At 69.8% G+C, this 18220-nt stretch carries 16 protein-coding genes; 11 read left to right on the forward strand and 5 right to left on the reverse strand.

Annotation, left to right across the window (positions count from 1 at the left end; all coding sequences use genetic code 11):
- Nucleotides 1–33: 33 nt before the first annotated feature.
- Nucleotides 34–453: a preprotein translocase subunit SecG gene (secG, locus tag ABIE45_RS11130; protein ID WP_192706774.1), complete on the reverse strand. Its 420-nt coding sequence runs from the start codon at nt 451–453 to the stop codon at nt 34–36.
- Between the two features lie 251 nt (nt 454–704).
- Here secG and ABIE45_RS11135 point away from each other — a divergent pair, with 251 nt between their 5' ends.
- On the forward strand, nt 705–1151 hold the full coding sequence (locus tag ABIE45_RS11135; protein ID WP_192706775.1) for a nuclear transport factor 2 family protein: 447 nt from the start codon (nt 705–707) through the stop codon (nt 1149–1151).
- Nucleotides 1152–1400: 249 nt separating this feature from the next.
- On the opposite strand, the gene tpiA is transcribed toward ABIE45_RS11135, so the two are convergent.
- Nucleotides 1401–2162: a triose-phosphate isomerase gene (gene tpiA / locus ABIE45_RS11140; protein ID WP_192706776.1), complete on the reverse strand. Its 762-nt coding sequence runs from the start codon at nt 2160–2162 to the stop codon at nt 1401–1403.
- 186 nt (nt 2163–2348) lie between these two features.
- Between tpiA and ABIE45_RS11145 the strand changes: the two genes are divergently transcribed.
- The 7 genes from ABIE45_RS11145 to glp all read left to right on the forward strand — a co-directional run bounded on the left by ABIE45_RS11145 (nt 2349) and on the right by glp (nt 10309).
- Nucleotides 2349–4250, forward strand: a complete 1902-nt coding sequence (locus tag ABIE45_RS11145; protein WP_192706777.1) for a peptidylprolyl isomerase — start codon at nt 2349–2351, stop codon at nt 4248–4250.
- Nucleotides 4251–4253: 3 nt separating this feature from the next.
- Nucleotides 4254–5774: an anthranilate synthase component I gene (trpE, locus tag ABIE45_RS11150; protein ID WP_192706778.1), complete on the forward strand. Its 1521-nt coding sequence runs from the start codon at nt 4254–4256 to the stop codon at nt 5772–5774.
- Between the two features lie 227 nt (nt 5775–6001).
- Nucleotides 6002–6616 (forward strand): aminodeoxychorismate/anthranilate synthase component II, encoded by a 615-nt coding sequence (locus ABIE45_RS11155; protein WP_192707357.1) that lies wholly within the window; start codon nt 6002–6004, stop codon nt 6614–6616.
- A 35-nt stretch (nt 6617–6651) separates the two neighbouring features.
- A complete protein-coding gene (trpD, locus tag ABIE45_RS11160; protein ID WP_192706779.1) occupies nt 6652–7689 on the forward strand; it encodes an anthranilate phosphoribosyltransferase in 1038 nt (345 codons plus the stop codon).
- Nucleotides 7686–8588 carry an indole-3-glycerol phosphate synthase TrpC gene (trpC, locus tag ABIE45_RS11165; protein WP_192706780.1) on the forward strand — a complete coding sequence of 301 codons (903 nt, stop codon included), beginning with the start codon at nt 7686–7688 and terminating at the stop codon, nt 8586–8588. The genes trpD and trpC overlap by 4 nt, the downstream gene beginning before the upstream one ends.
- A 3-nt stretch (nt 8589–8591) precedes the next feature.
- Complete coding sequence (gene moaC, locus ABIE45_RS11170; protein WP_192706781.1) at nt 8592–9083, forward strand: cyclic pyranopterin monophosphate synthase MoaC; 492 nt, start codon at nt 8592–8594, stop codon at nt 9081–9083.
- On the forward strand, nt 9080–10309 hold the full coding sequence (glp, locus tag ABIE45_RS11175; protein ID WP_192706782.1) for a gephyrin-like molybdotransferase Glp: 1230 nt from the start codon (nt 9080–9082) through the stop codon (nt 10307–10309). Before moaC ends, glp begins: the two co-directional genes overlap by 4 nt.
- Nucleotides 10310–10312: 3 nt before the next feature.
- On the opposite strand, the gene ABIE45_RS11180 is transcribed toward glp, so the two are convergent.
- The gene (locus ABIE45_RS11180) at nt 10313–12100 is read right to left on the reverse strand and encodes a hypothetical protein (protein ID WP_192706783.1); all 1788 of its coding nucleotides are present in this window, start codon (nt 12098–12100) and stop codon (nt 10313–10315) included.
- Between the two features lie 243 nt (nt 12101–12343).
- Here ABIE45_RS11180 and ABIE45_RS11185 point away from each other — a divergent pair, with 243 nt between their 5' ends.
- The 3 genes from ABIE45_RS11185 (at nt 12344) to ABIE45_RS11195 (ending at nt 15761) form a co-directional block, all read left to right on the forward strand.
- Nucleotides 12344–13846, forward strand: a complete 1503-nt coding sequence (locus tag ABIE45_RS11185) for an NAD(P)/FAD-dependent oxidoreductase (protein WP_192706784.1) — start codon at nt 12344–12346, stop codon at nt 13844–13846.
- Nucleotides 13847–14016: 170 nt separating this feature from the next.
- Nucleotides 14017–15300, forward strand: coding sequence for a sorbosone dehydrogenase family protein (locus tag ABIE45_RS11190; protein WP_192706785.1), 1284 nt, complete (start codon nt 14017–14019; stop codon nt 15298–15300).
- Between the two features lie 143 nt (nt 15301–15443).
- The gene (locus ABIE45_RS11195) at nt 15444–15761 is read left to right on the forward strand and encodes a cytochrome c (RefSeq protein ID WP_192706786.1); all 318 of its coding nucleotides are present in this window, start codon (nt 15444–15446) and stop codon (nt 15759–15761) included.
- 107 nt (nt 15762–15868) lie between these two features.
- On the opposite strand, the gene lepA is transcribed toward ABIE45_RS11195, so the two are convergent.
- Nucleotides 15869–17671 carry a translation elongation factor 4 gene (gene lepA / locus ABIE45_RS11200; RefSeq protein WP_192706787.1) on the reverse strand — a complete coding sequence of 601 codons (1803 nt, stop codon included), beginning with the start codon at nt 17669–17671 and terminating at the stop codon, nt 15869–15871.
- A gap of 293 nt (nt 17672–17964) precedes the next feature.
- Nucleotides 17965–18201 (reverse strand): hypothetical protein, encoded by a 237-nt coding sequence (locus ABIE45_RS11205; protein ID WP_373622302.1) that lies wholly within the window; start codon nt 18199–18201, stop codon nt 17965–17967.
- Between the last annotated feature and the right edge of the window lie 19 nt (nt 18202–18220).

Raw genomic sequence — 18220 nt, forward strand, 5'->3', positions numbered from 1 at the left:
AGTGAGACGCTGCGCCGCTCCCGGCGCGCGCCGTCAGCGCGACTGCGGCGCGTCCGGAACCGCCGGCTGCGCCGGGGTGGCCGGCTGGGCCGGGGCCGTCGCGGGGACCCGGTCCTGCTGCTGCCGGAGCGTGTCGAGCAGGTTGTCGGCACCGGTCGGCTGCTTGGCGGGCTGACCGGAGGTCTGCGGCGCACCGGTGTCGAGGATCGACTTCGGCGCCGCGGAGCGGTGGGACAGGATCGCGAGCATCAGGCTGGTGGCGAAGAACAGGGCCGCCAGGATCGCGGTGGCGCGGGTCAGGGCGTTGGCCTGGCCCCGGCCGGTCATGAAGCCCGCGACACCGCCGCTGCCGCCACCGCCGAGCCCGAGGCCGCCCTCGGAGCGCTGGAGCAGCACGACGCCGATCAGTGCGAGCACGATGATGAGGTGGACGACGATCAGGACGGTCTGCATCGGGATTCCGAAAACGTCTTCAGGCTCGCGCGGGGCGGCCGGTCGCGGGGACCGGCGAAAGCGCGCGACGGCCGGTGCTCTGGGCAACGGCCGCAAATCTGCGCCGGCCATACACCACTCGCGGTCCGGCGCCAACTTTATGATCCGGTCGCACGTGTCGCCCGCGGGCCTCGCGCGCGGCGGCGAGCTGTGCTCTGTCTCGGATCGTAGGACGGCGCACCCAATCCGCCGCCCCATCCGGGAAGGAAGCCATGCCGATCTCACGCCGCGCAGCGCTGGCCGCTGCCCTCGCCACGCCTGTCCTGCTGCGGACGCGTCCCGGCACGGCCGCCGGTTCGGACGCCGCCGCCGTGGAGGAGGCGGTGGACGCCCTGACCAAGGCCCTGCTCGCCGGCGACGGGCCGGCCCTGGAAGCCCTGACCCTCGACGGGCTGAGCTACGGCCATTCGAGCGGGCTGGTTCAGGACAAGGCGGCCTTCATCGAGCCGCTCGCGACCAAGCGCGCCTCCTTTCCGAGCATCACCCTGTCCGACCGGTCGGTCTCGATCGTCGGTGACGATGCCATCGCGCGCCACGTCTTCACCGGCGAGTCCACCGCGAACGGCAAGACCTCCCCGGTGCATATCGGTGTGATGCAGGTCTGGCGCCGGGACGGCGGGCGCTGGCGGCTGATGGCCCGTCAGGCATTCAAGATCTGACGGCGCCTCGGTTCGACCGTCATCCCGAACGGAGCCGGGCGTTTCAGCGGCGCCCCGTCATCCCGGGGCCGCGCAGCGGAGCCCGGGATCCAGAACCGCCGGCGCGCCGAGAACGTGCACCGACAGCGAGACTGGATTTCGGGCTCGCCTTCGGCGACCCGGAATGACGGCGCGGATTAACAATCGATCGGAAGATGAATCTGTAACGCACGCCGCATCTTGCTTCATGATCGCGGCGCGCAGGCGCGCTCACGAATAGGCGGCGCAAATCCCCAGGAAATCCTCGGCCACGAGGCTCGCACCGCCGACCAGGGCGCCGTCGACGTTGTCGACGGACAGGAGTTCCTTCGCGTTCCCGGGCTTCACCGAGCCGCCGTAGAGGATGCGGATCTTCTGCGCTTCGTCGCCGACGAGCTTGTCGAGCATCTCCCGGAGCGACGCGTGGACCTCGGCGATGTCGCGCGGCGTCGGGGTGCGGCCGGAGCCGATCGCCCAGACCGGCTCGTAGGCGATCACCGTGTCGGCCGCGGTCGCACCCTTCGGCAGGCCGATGGCGAGCTGGGCGCGGACGATGTCGAGGGCGCGGCCCTGCTCGCGCTCCTCGATGGTCTCGCCGACGCAGATGATGCCGCACAGGCCGGCGCGGCGCGCGCCCAGCGCCTTCGCGTGGACGCCGTCATCGGTCTCGTGGTGGTAGGCCCGCCGCTCGGAATGGCCGACGATCACGTACTTGGCGCCGAGATCGGCGAGCATCTCGGCCGAAATCGAGCCCGTGAAGGCGCCGCTCGGGCGGGCGTGCAGGTTCTGGCCGCCGATGGCGATCGGGGAGCCGGCGGCGGCCGCCACGCAGGAGCCGATCAGGGTCGCGGGCGGGCAGATCAGCACGTCGATGCGGGCGGCGAGGTCCGGCGAGAGGCGCTCGCGAATCGCCTCGACCACTTGGATCGACGCCCGCGTGCCGTTCATCTTCCAATTGCCGGCGACCAGCGGCCTGCGCCCCGACTGCGTCATTCCCGCCCTCTTTCCGCCGCGGCTGTTCCGAAGTTGTCGCGGCCTACCAGAGCGAGCTTGAGCGCGCAAACGGAGTGCGGCGCCCGAGCCTTTGCCTGTGCACGCGAATGGTCTATCGCGGTCGGCTCTCAGGGAGAGTGCCGGTCCGGCGACGGATCGGCCGCTGAAGGTATTCGATCACAGACCATGCTTCAGGGCATCCGCAACGCGAGCCAGCACTGGCTCGGCAAGATCGTCTTGACGGTCGTCTTCACGCTGCTGATCGCCGGCGTCGGCATCTACGGCGTCGAGGAGTTCTTCCGGGGCGGCGCCAGCAACAACGTGGCGACCGTCGGCAGCACGCCGATCACCGCCGAGCAGGTGCGGTCGGCCTATCAGAATCAGATGCAGCGCTATCAGGCGCAGCTGAAGCGCGCGCTCACCCCCGACCAGGCGCGGATGCTCGGCCTCGACCGGCAGGTGATGTCGCAGCTGATCACCGAGGCTGCCCTCGATCAGAAGACCCATGATCTGGGCCTCGCCGTGCCGGATTCCTCGGTGATCAAGGCGATCCACGACGAGAAGAGCTTTCAGAACCAGCAGGGCCAGTTCGAGCCGCAGCTGTTCTACCAGACCCTGCAGCGCGCCGGCCTGAACGAGGGCATGTTCGTGCGCGAACAGCGCTCGGTGATCGCGCGGCTCCAGCTCGCCGAGGCGGTGTCGTCCGACCTGCACGTGCCGGTGGCCCTGCGTGAAGCGGTCCACCGCTACACGACCGAGCGCCGCGCGGCGTCCTACCTGATGCTGACGCCCTCGACGGCGGGCCAGATCCCAGATCCGACCGACGAGGAGCTGAAGACCTGGTACGAGGCCAACAAGTCCGGCTTCCGCGCCCCCGAATTCCGGTCCGCCAATCTCCTGGTGGTCGATCCGGAAGCGATGGCCAAGCCCGAGGCGATCACCGACGCCGATGCCCGCGCCGCCTACGGGCTGAACAAGGATCGCTACGGCAGCCCGGAGAAGCGCACGATCCAGCAGATCGTGTTCCCCGACAGCGCCGCCGCCGAGGCCGCCCGCAAGGCGATTGAGGACGGCTCCAAGACCTTCGAGGCGGTCGCGACGGAGCGGGGCACCGACGAGAAGGATCTGACCCTCGGCACGCTCACCAAGAGCGAGCTGTTCGACAAGGCGGTGGGCGATGCCGCCTTTGCGCTGCCGGAGGGCGGCGTGAGCCAGCCGGTCCAGGGCCGCTTCGGGACGGTGCTCCTGCGTGTGACCAAGATCGAGCCGGGGACCGTGAAGCCGTTCGAGCAGGTCGAAGGCGAGATCCGCAAGGGCCTCGCCCTGGCCCGCGCCCGCGACGCGATGGAGACGACCCGCGACGCCATTGAGGATCAGCGCGCCGGCGCCAAGCCGCTCACCGACATCGCGGCCGAGCGCGGGCTCAAGCTCGTGTCCGTGAAGGCTGTCGATCCCAACGGCAAGGATCCGGAGGGCCGGAAGGTCGGCGACATCCCCGATCCCGACACGACCCTCCCGGCCTTGTTCCGCGCCGAAATCGGCGGCGACAACGAGCCCCTGCGCACCAAGGCCGGCGGCTATGTCTGGTACGACGTCACCAACATCGACCCCGCCCACGACAAGCCGCTCGATCAGGTCAAGGACGGCGTGAAGGCCGGCTGGACCACCGCCGAGATCGCCAAGCGCCTGCAGGCCAAGGGGCGCGAGCTGACGGAGAAGCTCAACAAGGGCGAGTCCTTGGAGGACGTCGCCAAGGACGTCGGCGTCAACCCGCAGGAGGTGCAGGATCTGGCCCGCAACCAGGCCAAGGACATGCTGACGACCGATGACGTCAACCTGATCTTCGCCACGCCCGTCGGCAAGGCCGGGACCGCGGCGGCGAACGATTCCCGGGCGGTCTTCAAGGTCACGGCCGCGACGATGCCGGCCTTCGTCGCCGACAGCCCGAGCGACCGGACGATCACGCAGAACTTCCAGGCCGCGCTCGCCGACGATGTGCTGTCCCAGTACATCGCCGAGGTCCAGAAGAACGCGGGCGTGAAGATCGATGCGCCGGCCCTGCGCCGCGCGATCGGCGGCGAGTATTGAGGCATGGCCGAGGCTCCCGATTACGCTGCCTTCGCTGAACGCTACGAGGCCGGCCAGCCGAGCTTCGTCGCGCTGAGCCTCGTGGCCGATCTGGAGACGCCGGTGGCGGCGTTCCTGAAGCTGCGTGCCCGGCACGCGGGATCGGCCTTCCTGCTCGAATCGGTCGAGGGCGGCGCCGTCCGCGGGCGCTACTCGATGATCGGCCTCGATCCGGACCTCGTCTGGCGTTGCCGGGACGGCGCCGCCGCCATCGCGCGCGGTGCCGATCTGACGCGCTTCGAGCCCGACGACCGGGCGCCGCTCGCGAGCCTGCGGGCCCTGATCGCCGAGAGCGCGATCGGCGCGTCGGAGGGCGAGGATCTGCCGCCGATGGCCGCCGGCCTGTTCGGCTATCTCGGCTACGACATGGTCCGCGCCATGGAGCGGCTGCCGGAGCCCAACCCCGATCCCCTCGGGGTGCCGGACGCGATCCTGATCCGGCCCCGGGTGATGGTGGTCTTCGATTCGATCCGCGACCTCATCACCGTGGTCTCGCCGGTGCGGCCCTCAGGGGGCGTTGCGGCCCGGGCGGCCTACGAGGACGCGCTCCAGCGCCTCGACCGGGTGGCGGCCGCGCTTGAGGGGCCGCTCCCGATCGAGGCGCGGATCGACCTCTCCGCGGTGGCCCATCCGGAGCCGGTCTCGAACACGTCGCCCGACGAGTTCTTCGCCATGGTGGCGCGGGCCAAGGAGTACATCGTCGCCGGGGACGTGTTCCAGGTGGTGCTGTCCCAGCGCTTCTCGGCGCCGTTCACGCTCCCGGCCTTCAGCCTGTACCGATCGCTCCGCCGCACCAACCCGGCGCCGTTCCTCTGCTACCTCGACTTCGAGGCTTTCCAGATCGTCTGCTCCTCGCCGGAAATCCTCGTGCGGGTGCGCGAGGGCACCGTCACGGTCCGGCCGATCGCCGGGACGCGCCGCCGCGGCGCCACGCCGGCCGAGGACGCGGCTCTGGCCGAGGAACTCCTCGCCGACCCGAAGGAGCGGGCCGAGCACCTGATGCTGCTCGACCTCGGGCGCAACGATGCCGGGCGCGTCTCGCGGATCGGCAGCGTGCGCGTGACCGACTCGTTCTTCATCGAGCGCTACAGCCAGGTCATGCACATCGTGTCGAACGTCGAGGGCGATCTCGACCCGCGTCACGACCCGCTCGACGCCCTGGCGGCGGGCTTCCCGGCCGGCACGGTCTCGGGTGCGCCGAAAGTGCGCGCCATGGAGATCATCGACGAGCTCGAGCGCGAGAAGCGCGGACCCTATGCCGGGTGCATCGGCTATTTCGGCGCGCGCGGCGAGATGGACACCTGCATCGTCCTGCGCACCGCCGTGGTGAAGGACGGGCGGATGCACGTCCAGGCCGGCGCCGGGATCGTCTACGATTCCGATCCCGCCTCCGAGCAGCAGGAATGCGTCAACAAGGCCAAGGCCCTGTTCCGGGCCGCCGAGGAGGCGGTGCGGTTCGCCGCACAGGCGAAGCGGGGTCAGTAGCGGGCTGCGCTCCGGACTTTCCCGAACGCGCCCTCATCCTGAGCTGCTAAAGCGCTGCGGAGGTCTCCGGACAGCGCCGCGATCCCTGGATCCCGCCTTCGACGCCCGCCGATGCGAGCACCTCACGATGAGGTCTTCGGATCGGAGGGGCGCGCCGTGCGCCGTGCACGGTTGACCCCATCGTCCCGAGCGGTCACATCGCCTGCATGCCCGAGCGTGCCGCCGCGATGTCCAACGTCCTCGTCATCGACAACTACGATTCCTTCACGTGGAATCTGGTCCATCTGATCGGACCGCTGTGCGGCGCGATCGATGTCGTGCGCAATGACGCGCTCACCGTCTCCGAGATCCGCGCCAAGGCGCCGGATGCGATCGTGCTCTCGCCCGGCCCGTGCACGCCGAACGAGGCGGGGATCTGCCTCGACGTGGTGCGGGACCTCTCCGAGGAGATCCCGATCTTCGGCGTCTGCCTCGGGCTCCAGGCGATCGGCCAGGCCTTTGGGGGCGACGTGGTGCGGGCGCCCCTGCCGCTGCACGGCAAGGTCTCGACCATCCGCCACGGCGCGCGCGGCCTGTTCCGCGGCCTCAACGACAGCTTCGAGGCGACGCGCTATCACTCCCTCGTGGTCGATCACGCGAGCTGCCCGAACACGCTGCGGGTCACCGCCGAGGCGGACGGCCTGATCATGGGCCTGGAGCATGCCGAGCGCCCGCTCCACGGCGTCCAGTTCCATCCGGAGAGCATCCGCTCGCAGCACGGCACGGAGATCGTGAAGAACTTCCTGGATCTCGCCGCGGCCTGGAACGCGGCGCGTGACAGGACCCGCGCCGACGTGCATTGACGCCCGGAGGCCGGGGCGGCCCTCCGATAGAACCCATGGACAGCTTCAGACCCCATCTCGCGAAGGTCGCCGGGGGCCTCGCCCTCGACCGCGCCGAGGCGCGCGCGGCCTTCGACGACCTGCTGTCGGGCGAGGTGACGCCCGTTCAGGCCGGCGCGTTCCTCGCCGCCCTCAAGGTGCGCGGCGAGACCGTCGAGGAGATCGTCGGTGCGGCCGAGGCGATGCGCGCCCGCATGACCCGCGTCGCGGCGCCGGCGGACGCCATCGACGTGGTCGGGACCGGCGGCGACCATTCCGGGAGCGTGAACGTCTCGACCCTGGCGGCGATCCTGGTCGCGGCCTGCGGCGTGCCGGTCGCCAAGCACGGCAACCGCGCGGCGACGTCGCGCTCCGGCGCGGCCGACGTGCTGGCGGCCCTCGGCGTCCGGCTGGGGCTTGATGCCGAGAGTCAGGCGCGTTGCCTCGACGAGGCCGGGCTGTGCTTCCTGTTCGCGCAGGCCCACCACCCGGCCATGCACCACGTGGCCGCCGTTCGCTCGGAGCTGCCGGTCCGCACGATCTTCAACCTGCTGGGACCGCTGAGCAATCCGGCCGGCGTCGCCTACCAGCTCTTCGGCGTCGCCCAGGAGGCGCTCGCCGAGCCGCTGACACGGGTTCTGGCCGAACTCGGCAGCCGCCGCGTCTGGACCGTCCACGGGTCCGACGGGCTCGACGAGATCACGGTCACCGGGCCGACGCGGGTCGTCGCCCTGGAGGACGGCCGGTTGACCCGCTTCACCATCGATCCCCGTGACCTCGGGCTGCCCCTGCGCGCGCCCGAGGAGCTGCGTGGCGGCGATCCGGCCGACAATGCCCGGGCGCTCGAAGCCGTGCTGGCGGGGGCACGCAACGCCTACCGGGATATCGCGGTTCTCAATGCGGCGGCGGCACTCGTCGTCGCGGGTCGGGCGCCGACCCTGGCGGATGGACTCGCGCGGGCGCAGGATGCGGTCGATTCCGGGGCGGCCCGGGCGACTCTCGCCCGCCTCGTCCAAGCCTCGAACGACCGCTCCAATGGGCAGGAGGGCCGATGAGCTCGCTCACGCAAGAGGCGACCCACGAGACCGGCGCGGAGGCGCCGCCCGAGCGGCCGAACGTGCTGGCCCGCATCGAGGCCTACAAGCGCCGCGAGATCGCCGAAGCCAAGCTGCGCGTGCCGCTCGCCAAGCTCGAGCGCAAGGTCGCGCAGGCCGATCCGGTCCGCGGCTTCGCGGCGGCGATCCGCGCCCACCGCGCCGAGGGGCGCCCGGCGCTCATCGCGGAGGTGAAGAAGGCCTCGCCGTCGAAAGGTCTGATCCGGGCCGATTTCGATCCCGCGACCCTGGCCGCCGCTTACGCGGCGGGTGGCGCCACCTGCCTGTCGGTCCTGACCGACGAGCCGTCGTTCCAGGGGCGGCCGGAATACCTGACGCAGGCGCGCGCGGCCTGCGGGCTGCCGGTCCTGCGCAAGGATTTCCTGTTCGAGCCCTACCAAGTCTACGAAGCCCGGGCCTGGGGCGCCGACTGCATCCTCGTGATCATGGCCTGCCTCGACGACGACGAGGCTGTCGCGCTCGTGGAGACGGCGCATCTCCTCGGGATGGATGTTCTGGTCGAGGTGCACGACGAGGCCGAGCTCGCGCGGGCGGTCCCGCTCGGCACGGCGCTGATCGGCATCAACAACCGCAACCTCAAGACCTTCGAGGTCTCGTTCGAGACGGCGATCCGCCTCGCACCCGGCATCCCGGAGGACCGGATCGCGGTGGCGGAGAGCGGCATCGGAGGCCATGCCGACGTCGCGCGCCTTCAGGAGAACGGCCTCGGCGTCGTCCTGGTGGGCGAGAGCCTGATGCGTCAGGCCGACGTCACGCAGGCGACCCGGGCGCTGCTATTCGGTGACGGCGCGGCCAAAGGCGCCGACACCAAGGGCGGCAAGGCTCGGAAGAAGGGCTGAGCGATGCAGCCGGGCACGACGCTCACCCATCTCGATACCAGTGGCGCGGCCAACATGGTCGACGTCACCGACAAGCCCGCCACCGATCGTACCGCCCGTGCCGAGGGCCGCATCGTGATGGAGCCCACGACCCTGGCGCTGATCCGCGAGGGCGACGCCAAGAAGGGCGACGTGATCGGCACCGCGCGGCTGGCCGGGATCATGGCGGCCAAGCGCACACACGAGCTGATCCCGCTCTGCCACCCGCTGCTGTTGTCGAAGGTCCGGGTGGAGATCGAGCCCGACGACGCGCTGCCCGGCCTGCGCATCGCCGCCGAGGTCCGGGTCCAGGGCCCGACCGGCGTCGAGATGGAGGCCCTCACCGCCGTCTCGGTGGCGTGTCTCACCGTTTACGACATGGTGAAGGCCGTGGACCGCGGCATGCGGATCGAGGGCATCCGGCTCATTGCCAAGGATGGCGGCCGGTCGGGCGCCTACCGGGCCCCTGCCGTATGAGCGGCCTGATCCCGGTCGCCGAGGCACTTTCGCGGGTCCTGGCGAGTGTCACCGGCCCGGTAGAGGCCGAGACGGTACCCCTGGCTCAAGCCGCCGGCCGCACGCTCGCTGCCGACATCGTCGCGTCGCGGACCCAGCCGCCGTTCCCCGCCTCCGCCATGGATGGCTACGCGGTGCGCAGCGCCGATGCCGATCGTGCCGAGGCCAGCCTGCGAGTGATCGGCGCTAGCGCGGCTGGTCACGGCTTCACCGGGCGCATCGGGCCGGGCGAAGCGGTGCGGATCTTCACCGGTGCGCCGGTGCCGGACGGCGCCGACGCGATCCTGATCCAGGAAGACGCGCGCGCCGAGGACGGAATTGTCCGTGTCCTCGAAGCGGTCGAGCCCGGCCGCTTCATCCGCCGTGCCGGCCTGGATTTCACCGCGGGCGATACCCTGCTGACTGCGGGTCACAGCCTCGATGCCCGCCGCCTGGCCCTGGCGGCCGCGGCCGGCCACCCGCGCCTGCCGGTCCGGCGCAGGCCCCGGGTCGCGATTCTGGCGACGGGAGACGAGTTGGTGGAGGCCGGCGCGACGCCGGCCTGGGATCAGATCGTCGCGTCGAACAGCCTCGCGCTTGCCGCCCTGGCAGCGGAGGCCGGTGCCGAGATCATCGATCTGGGCATCGCGGCGGATGATCACGGCGCCCTGGAGGATGCCTTGCGGCGCGCGCGCGCGGCGCGGGCCGACCTGCTGATCACGCTCGGCGGCGCCTCGGTCGGCGATCACGATCTCGTCGAGGCGGCGCTCACCCGGGAAGGGCTGGAACTCGGCTTCTGGCGCGTCGCGCTCCGGCCCGGCAAGCCGCTGATGCACGGCCGCCTCGGCGAGATGCTGGTGATCGGGCTACCCGGCAATCCGGTCTCGTCCATCGTCTGCGGCCTGCTGTTCGTGGTCCCGGCGATCCGCGCGCTCCAGGGCGATCCGCAAGCCGGGGCCGATCGCAGCGAGCCGGCGACGCTCGGCCGCGATCTCCCGGCCAATGACGGCCGCGCCGATTACATGCGGGCGAGCCTCGCCCTCGGGCCGGGCCGGCTGCCCGTGGCGACGCCCGAGCAGCGTCAGGATTCCTCGATGCTGGCGGTGCTCGGCCGCTCCGAGGCGCTGCTGATCCGTGCTCCTCATGAGCCGCCCGCCCGGGCCGGCGATCCGTGCCGGATCATCCGGCTCGACCGCCGCCTGCTCTGACGCTCAGCGCGCGACTTCCCAGACCTTGAGCGGACCGGGCACAGCCACAGGTGCGAGCCGGTCGGATTCCGCCGCGCCGCGGGCGAGCCGCGTCGCGAAGGCGGGCCCAGCCTGGAGGTCGTCGGCCGGCCGGGTCGGGCAGGCGACGAGATAGCGGATCCGGAACGCCGTCAGCACGCGATCGAGGTCCGACTCGGTGCCGCCCAGGCCCTCGATCGCTGCCGTCAGACCCGGGATGGCGCGGTGATATGGAGCGGCCACGACGCTGTGCGGGGTGCGCAGCAGGATCGACGGTCCCAGGAAGATCGGCGCCAGCACCGTGCCCGGCGGCAGGGCGGCCAGCGGCCTCAGCGCCGCATCGCCCTGACACGCCGCGGCGCCGCCGGGATCGGGCGCCGTGCGCGAGCCCGGGAGCAGAACCTCACCCAGGAGCGCGGGCGCCATCCAGAGCGTGCTCACCATCCCGCCGCCGAGGAGCGCGAAGCTCCAGCGGCGCATACCGATTCCGGATTCGGCTGCCTGCGTCAGGGCGCGGTCGAGCACGGCACCCGCGACCAGCGGCACGAAGCCGGCGGCGATGTAGAGGCCGCGGAACTGGAAAAATCCGAGGATCAGGCCGGGCCACAGGAACACGGCCGCCACCGACCAGGCGCGCCGCGCGCGGCCGCGCCACGCCATCCAGGCGGCGGTGAGGCTCGCGAGCGCCACGACCGGGTGGAAGACCAGCGCTTCCCACTGGCCTTGCGCGACGAGCTTCCGCACCGAGGCCATCTCGTTGACCGTCAGCAGCCAATGGTCGCGCACCAAGGGCGGCATGCCCGGGAACGGCCCACCCATGCAGGCCGGAAACACCAAGGCGAAGCCGCCGAGCAGGATCGCGCCGCACAACGCCGCCAGGGTCACGCGCTTGCCCATCGTAGCGAGGCGGTCGCCGACCCAATTGGCTGCCAGGACGAAGATCAGGCCGGCCGACGCGAGGAAGAGCCAGGGTGGCGAGAGCGCGTCGCATCGCGGGACGGCCCACAGGTCGGGTGAGGTCTGGGCGGTGAACAGGAGCGGTGCCGCCGCCCCGAGCCCGAAGCCGAACCCGGACAGCGTCGGCCGCGCGGGCCGGCCGCGCAGGCACCAGTCGCCGACCAGATACAGGGCCGCCATCGCGACGGTGGGCAGGCCTTCCAGCCCGATCGCCAGCGACAGAGCAGCCAAACCGCCGCCGATCAGCCCGCACCGGAAGCCGCCGCGGATCATGCAAGCGGCCAAGCCGAGCAGCGCGATCATCTGGACGTTGTGGTGATCGACACGTCCCGGTTGAAACTGGATCGTGACCCCGAATGTCTGGGTCGCGCCAATGACCGCAAGAAGGGCCGCCCTTTCGCCGAAGCTGTGCCGGACGCCGCGGTAGAGCACCCAGCCATACAGCCCGAACAGCAGCAACGGCCACAGCGCGGCCGTCAGGCCTTCGGCCAGTGCCGGGCCTGCGAGCGGCGTCAGTGCCAGGATCATTCCGGCGATCGGCGCATCCACGAGGCGCGACCAGTGGCTCGGCACGCCGTCCGGCGGCAGGAAGCGGTGCTGCACGGTGTCGTACCAGGCCTGGCCGGACACGAGATCACGGACCCCGACGAGGCGCATGGCATCGTCAGGGTCGGGCACGCGCAGGTGCCGGATCGTATCCCAGACAGCCTCTGGCGTGCTCATCGTCGCGACGCACAGTCCGACGACGATCCAGAGGGCGGTGCGGCTGTCGAGGCGGGGGAGCGCCCGGGTGCTGGTCTGCGCTGAGGCGGTCACGATGGATCACCCTGAGCGGGCGGCGGGTGCCTTGGCGCGCATCGTCGGTCAGGCGGACTTAACACGGCGTCAAGGATGACGGTTGTCCGCCGCGCTCCCGAGCCCGGTACGGAGCGGCCGCAGACCGTCTCGGTCGGCGCAACACTGATGATCCTGCCAGCGATTCCTTAACCACGAAGGCCCATGCTCCCGGCAGGTCGGCGCTTCGCGCGTCGTGCGACCCACGAACCGCCGGAGCAGGGGATGAGCCACCACACCGAGACGCTGGTGATCGGCGCGGGGCCCGCGGGCCTCACCGCCGCCTACCTGCTGTCGAAGCAGGGTCGGTCCGTCACCGTCCTGGAGCGGGATCCCGCTCAGGTGGGCGGGATCTCGCGCACGGTCTCGTACAACGGCTACCTGTTCGACATCGGTGGCCATCGGTTCTTCTCGAAGTCGCAGGCCGTGGTCGATCTCTGGGACGAGATCCTCCCCAACGACTTCATCGAGCGGCCGCGCCTGTCGCGGATCTACTATCGTGGCCGGTACTACGCCTACCCGTTGAAGGCCTTCGAGGCGCTCCGGAACCTCGGCCTGCTCACCAGCGCGGCCTGCGTCGCCTCGTACCTTCATGCCCGGCTGCGGCCGACGCAGGACCCGAAGACCTTTCATGCCTGGGTCCGCAACCAGTTCGGCGAGCGCCTGTTCTCGATCTTCTTCAAGACCTACACCGAGAAGGTCTGGGGCATGTCGTGCGACGCGATCTCGGCCGATTGGGCCGCGCAGCGCATCAAGGGCCTCGATCTCGGCGCGGCCATCCGCGACGGGCTCAAGCGCTCGCTCGGCCTGCGCAAGCCGGTCAAGACCGGCGGTCCGGTCATCAAGACGCTGATCGAGTCGTTCCGCTATCCCCGCCGCGGACCCGGCATGATGTGGGAGGCGGCTGCAGCCAAGATTGAAGCCCAGGGCGGGAAGCTCCACCTCGATCGCAGCGTCGATTCCCTTAGCTACGATGCCGGCACCGGCATCTGGACGGTGGCGGCCCGCCGCGCCGACGGCAGCCGCGAGACCTTCACGGCCCGGCACGTGATCTCCTCCGCGCCGGTGCGGGAGCTGGTCGACGCGATCCGGCCTCGGCCGCTGAGCACCTTCAACGCCCGGGCGCTGAAGTACCGCGACTTCCTCACCGTGGCGCTGATCGCCAAGTCGCAGAAGAACTTCCCCGACAATTGGATCTACATCCACGATCCGTCGGTGAAGGTCGGCCGCGTCCAGAACTTCCGCTCGTGGTCGCCCGAGATGGTGCCGGACGCGGACCATACCTGCCTCGGCCTGGAGTATTTCTGCTTCGAGGGCGACGGGCTCTGGAACGCGGACGATACCGAGCTGGTCGCGCTCGCCAAGCGTGAGATCGGTCAGATCGGCCTGATCGACCCGGCCGACGTCGTCGATGCCTGCGTGGTCCGCCAGCCCAAGGCCTACCCGGTCTACGACGAGGATTATGCGGCCCACGTCGCCACCGTGCGGCGGGAGCTGGAGCGGGATTTCCCGAGCCTGCACCTCGTCGGCCGCAACGGCATGCACAAGTACAACAACCAGGACCACGCGATGATGACCGCGATGCTGACCGTGGAGAACATCCTCTGCGGTCGGCGCCGGCATGATGTCTGGCGGGTCAACGAGGACGCCGAGTACACCGAGGCGGGCGTCTCCGGGGCCGATGCCGCGCTGGGCAGCGAGCGCCTCGTACCGCGCAAGGTCGCCTGAAGCCGGTTCTGCTCGACCGGCTCGGCTCCACCGAGGCTCCATCCGGAAACCCTGTGGCAGGCGACAGGGCTTGGGCCGCGTCACCGCTGCGGCTTGCCGGCCCCTGCCGCGCCTCTATCGTTGCCTCTCGGCGACGCCCTGGTTCAAGGGCCGCCGGGAGGAATTCATCGATGCGATCTCTGCTTCTCGCTGCGCTTTTCGCGGGCGTGGCCATGCCGGCGGCGGTGCTGCCCGCCCTGGCGCAGGGCGCCGCCCCTGCCGAGACCAAGGCCAAGACCGACGATCTGGAGAAGCTCCAGGGCTTCCATAGCACCAACACCCAGGCCGCCGCCGAGGTCCCGCAGACCGGGCGGCGGGCCGACGCGATCCGCAAGAACCTGTCGAAGATCAAGCTGCCCGACGGCTTCAAGATCGATCTCTACGCCGTCGTGCCGGATGCCCGCTCGATCGCGGTCGGCCCCAATGCCGGTGTGCTGTTCGTCGGCACGCGCAAGAGCAAGATCTACACGGTGACCGACCGCGACAAGGATCGCGTCGCCGACGAGGTCCGTCCCTTCGCGCCGGGCATCGAGTTCAAGATCCCGAACGGCGTCTGCTTCTCGAAGGACGGCGTCCTCACCGTCGTGGAGCAGAACCGGGTGCTCGCCTTCCCGGCCGCCGAGTTCTTCTACGAGAACCCGGACGTCGCCGCCGGCGTGCTGGTCAAGCAGGGCGAGCTGATCCCGGCCGCCGAGGAGAGCTTCAACCACACCGCCCGGGTCTGCCGGGTCGGGGCGGACGGCAAGACCTACATCGCGCTCGGCCAGCCCTACAACGTGCCGCCCGCCGAGAAGATGGACCTCTACAAGAAGACCGGCATCGGCGGCATCATCCGCATCGATGCCGATGGCAAGAACCGCGAGGTCTACGCCACGGGCATCCGCAACTCGGTCGGGATGGACTTCAATACCGACAAGACGCTCTGGTTCACCGACAACCAGGTCGACGGCATGGGTGACGACAAGCCGCCGGGTGAGCTGAACCACGCCACCAAGGCGGGCGAGACCTTCGGCTTCCCGTGGTTCGGCGGCGGCTCGGTCCGCACGGTCGAGTACAAGGACCAGGCCCCGCCGGCCGACGCGGTCGCGCCGATGGCCGAACTGCCGCCCCACGCGGCCGATCTCGGCATGACCTTCTACAACGGCAAGCAGTTCCCGGCCGCGTACAAGGGCGGCATCTTCATCGCCGAGCACGGCTCGTGGAACCGCACCGAGCCGGTGGGCGCCCGGGTCATGTTCGCCAAGCTCGGCGCCGACGGCAAGGTCGAGTCGGTCAAGCCGTTCGCGGAGGGCTGGCTCACCGGCGACGGCGAGTATCTCGGCCGCCCGGTGGACGTGGCGGTGATGCTCGACGGGTCGCTGCTGGTCTCGGACGATTCCGCCGGAGCGATCTACCGGATCTCGTACGAGAAGTAAGGGGGTCTTCCCTCTCCCTTGCGGGGAGGGATCGAGGGTGGGGGTGGTTCCGGTAAGGCGCTGCGGTGTCTCCTGCACCACCCCCACCTCCAACTCCTCCCCACACGGGGGAGGAGAGTGCCGTCGCGCAATCCGAGCCCGAAATGATCCGTCCGCTTCTCGTCCTGATTGCCACCCTCGTTCCGCTCGCAGCCCAGGCAGGCGATGCCGCCGCGGGCAGGAAGCGCGCGACCGCCTGCCAGACCTGCCACGGGATGGATGGGCTCTCGAAGCTGCCGGAGGCGCCGAACCTCGCCGGGCAGGTCGAGCCGTACCTCGTCAAGCAACTCACCGACTACCGCGACGGCAAGCGGCAGAACGAGATCATGAACGTGGTGGCGAAGGATCTGTCGGACGCCGATATCGCGAATCTCGCAGCGTATTACTCGGGCATCCAGATCGATGTGCTACCGCCGGGGTAAGCGGCACCATCGTCATTGCGAGCGGAGCAAGGCAACCCAGGGCAGCGGGCCGTCGACGAGCGTCGCGCAGCTGGATTGTTTCGCTCCGCTCGCAACGACAGCGTGCTTCAATCGTCCATCTTCAGGGCGGCGATGAACGCCTCCTGCGGGATCTCGACGCGCCCGAACTGGCGCATCTTCTTCTTGCCTTCCTTCTGCTTGTCCAAGAGCTTGCGCTTGCGCGAGATGTCGCCGCCGTAGCACTTGGCGGTGACATCCTTGGACAGAGCCTTGATCGTCTCGCGGGCGATGATCTTGCCGCCGATCGCCGCCTGGACGGGGATCTGGAACAGGTGGCGGGGGATCAGGTCCTTCAGCTTCTCGCACATCGCCCGGCCGCGCGATTCGGCGCGGGTGCGGTGGACCAGCATCAAGAGGGCGTCCACCGGCTCGGCATTCACCAGGATCGACATCTTCACGAGGTCGCCCTCGCGGTAATCCGAGACGTGGTAGTCGAAGGAGGCGTAGCCCTTCGAGATCGACTTCAGCCGGTCGTAGAAATCGAAAACCACCTCGTTCAGCGGCAGGTCGTAGACCACCATGGCGCGCTTGCCGACGTAGTTGAGGTCGATCTGGACGCCGCGGCGGTCCTGGCAGAGCTTCAGCACGCCGCCAAGATACTCGTCGGGCGTCAGGATCGTGGCGCGGATCCAGGGCTCCTCGATCGACTCGATCTTCATGATGTCCGGCATGTCGGCCGGGTTGTGCAGTTCCTTCACCTCGCCGTCGCGCATCTTGAGGCGGTAGACCACCGACGGCGCCGTGGAGATCAGGTCGAGGTTGAACTCACGCTCCAGCCGCTCCTGGATGATCTCCAGGTGCAGCAGCCCGAGGAAGCCGCAGCGGAAGCCGAAGCCGAGGGCGGCCGAGCTCTCCATTTCGTAGGAGAACGAGGCGTCGTTGAGCCGGAGCCGGCCCATAGCCGAGCGCAGGTTCTCGAACTCGGCCGCGTCCACCGGGAACAGGCCGCAGAACACCACGGCCTGGACCTCCTTGAAGCCCGGCAGCATCTCGGTGGTCTGGCGCTTATCCTCGGTGATGGTGTCGCCGACGCGGGTGTCGGCCACCTCCTTGATCGAGCCGGTGAAGAAGCCGACTTCGCCGGGGCCCAGGGCATCGATATCGGCCATCTTCGGCCGGAACACGCCGATCCGGTCGACGCCGTAGACCGCGTCCGCGCCCATCATGCGGATGGTCATACCCTTCTTGAGGGTGCCGTCGATGATCCGCACCAGCACCACCACGCCGAGATAGGCGTCGTACCAACTGTCCACGAGGAGCGCCTTGAGCGGCGCGTCGCTTTTGCCCTTCGGCGGCGGGAGGCGCGTGACGATCGCCTCCAGCACGGCCTCGATGTTGAGCCCGGTCTTGGCGGAGATCGGCACGGCGTTGGAGGCGTCGAGGCCGATCACCTCCTCAATCTGCTCCTTGACCCGGTCCGGCTCGGCGGCCGGCAGGTCGACCTTGTTGAGGACCGGGACGATCTCGTGGTTGGCGTCGAGCGCCTGATAGACGTTGGCGAGCGTCTGCGCCTCCACGCCCTGGGAGGCGTCCACCACCAGCAGCGAGCCCTCGCAGGCGGCGAGCGAGCGCGAGACCTCGTAGGCGAAGTCCACGTGGCCGGGCGTGTCCATCAGGTTCAGGACGTAGTCCTTGCCGTCTGCAGCCTTGTACTCCAGGCGCACGGTCTGCGCCTTGATGGTGATGCCGCGTTCCTTCTCGATGTCCATCGAGTCGAGCATCTGCTCGCTCATGTCGCGCAGCGCGACGGTGCCGGTGGCCTGGATCAGCCGGTCGGCCAAGGTCGATTTGCCGTGGTCGATATGCGCGACGATCGAGAAGTTGCGGATGGTGTCGATCGGGGCTGTCATCGGCATTCCGTTGGGGCGCGCGCCGGCGCGCACCGTCTGACGTCGGGACGTGTTCGGATGAGGCGGCTCCCGCGCGAGATATCAGTGTGGCGGGAAGGCGCCAAGCGCGGCCTAAGCGCCGACGAGGATGCGAAGCCCGGTTGAAGCATCCGCTGTCATTCCGGGACTGCGCGGTAGGGCCCGGGAGGACGACTGAAACGGATCCGGTCGGCCAAGACACGAAAAGAACGGGGGCCAACATAGGCCGGCCCCCGGTTCAAGGACGTGTCAGGCGCTCACGAGCGAACGGCCGCTCAGCGGCCGCGGTCGCGGATCAGGCGCTCGATCTCGGCCTCGCCGTGGGAGCGCGCCTTGGCCTCGGTCGGATGCTTCCGGTCCGAGCGCTGGTGCAGCTTGCCGTGCTTGCGGATGCTCCACTGGAACAACGAGCCGCTCTCGCCGACCGGCTCCACATCAAGGCTGAAGGGGTAGGTATCTGTCTGCGTCTCACTCATGCGCCCGATATGGGGCATCCGGCGACTTTTCGCCATGCCCCTTCGTGAAGTCCTT

Origin of the sequence: Methylobacterium sp. OAE515, from assembly GCF_041806315.1 — a bacterium.
Classification (GTDB): Bacteria; Pseudomonadota; Alphaproteobacteria; order Rhizobiales; family Beijerinckiaceae; genus Methylobacterium; species Methylobacterium tardum.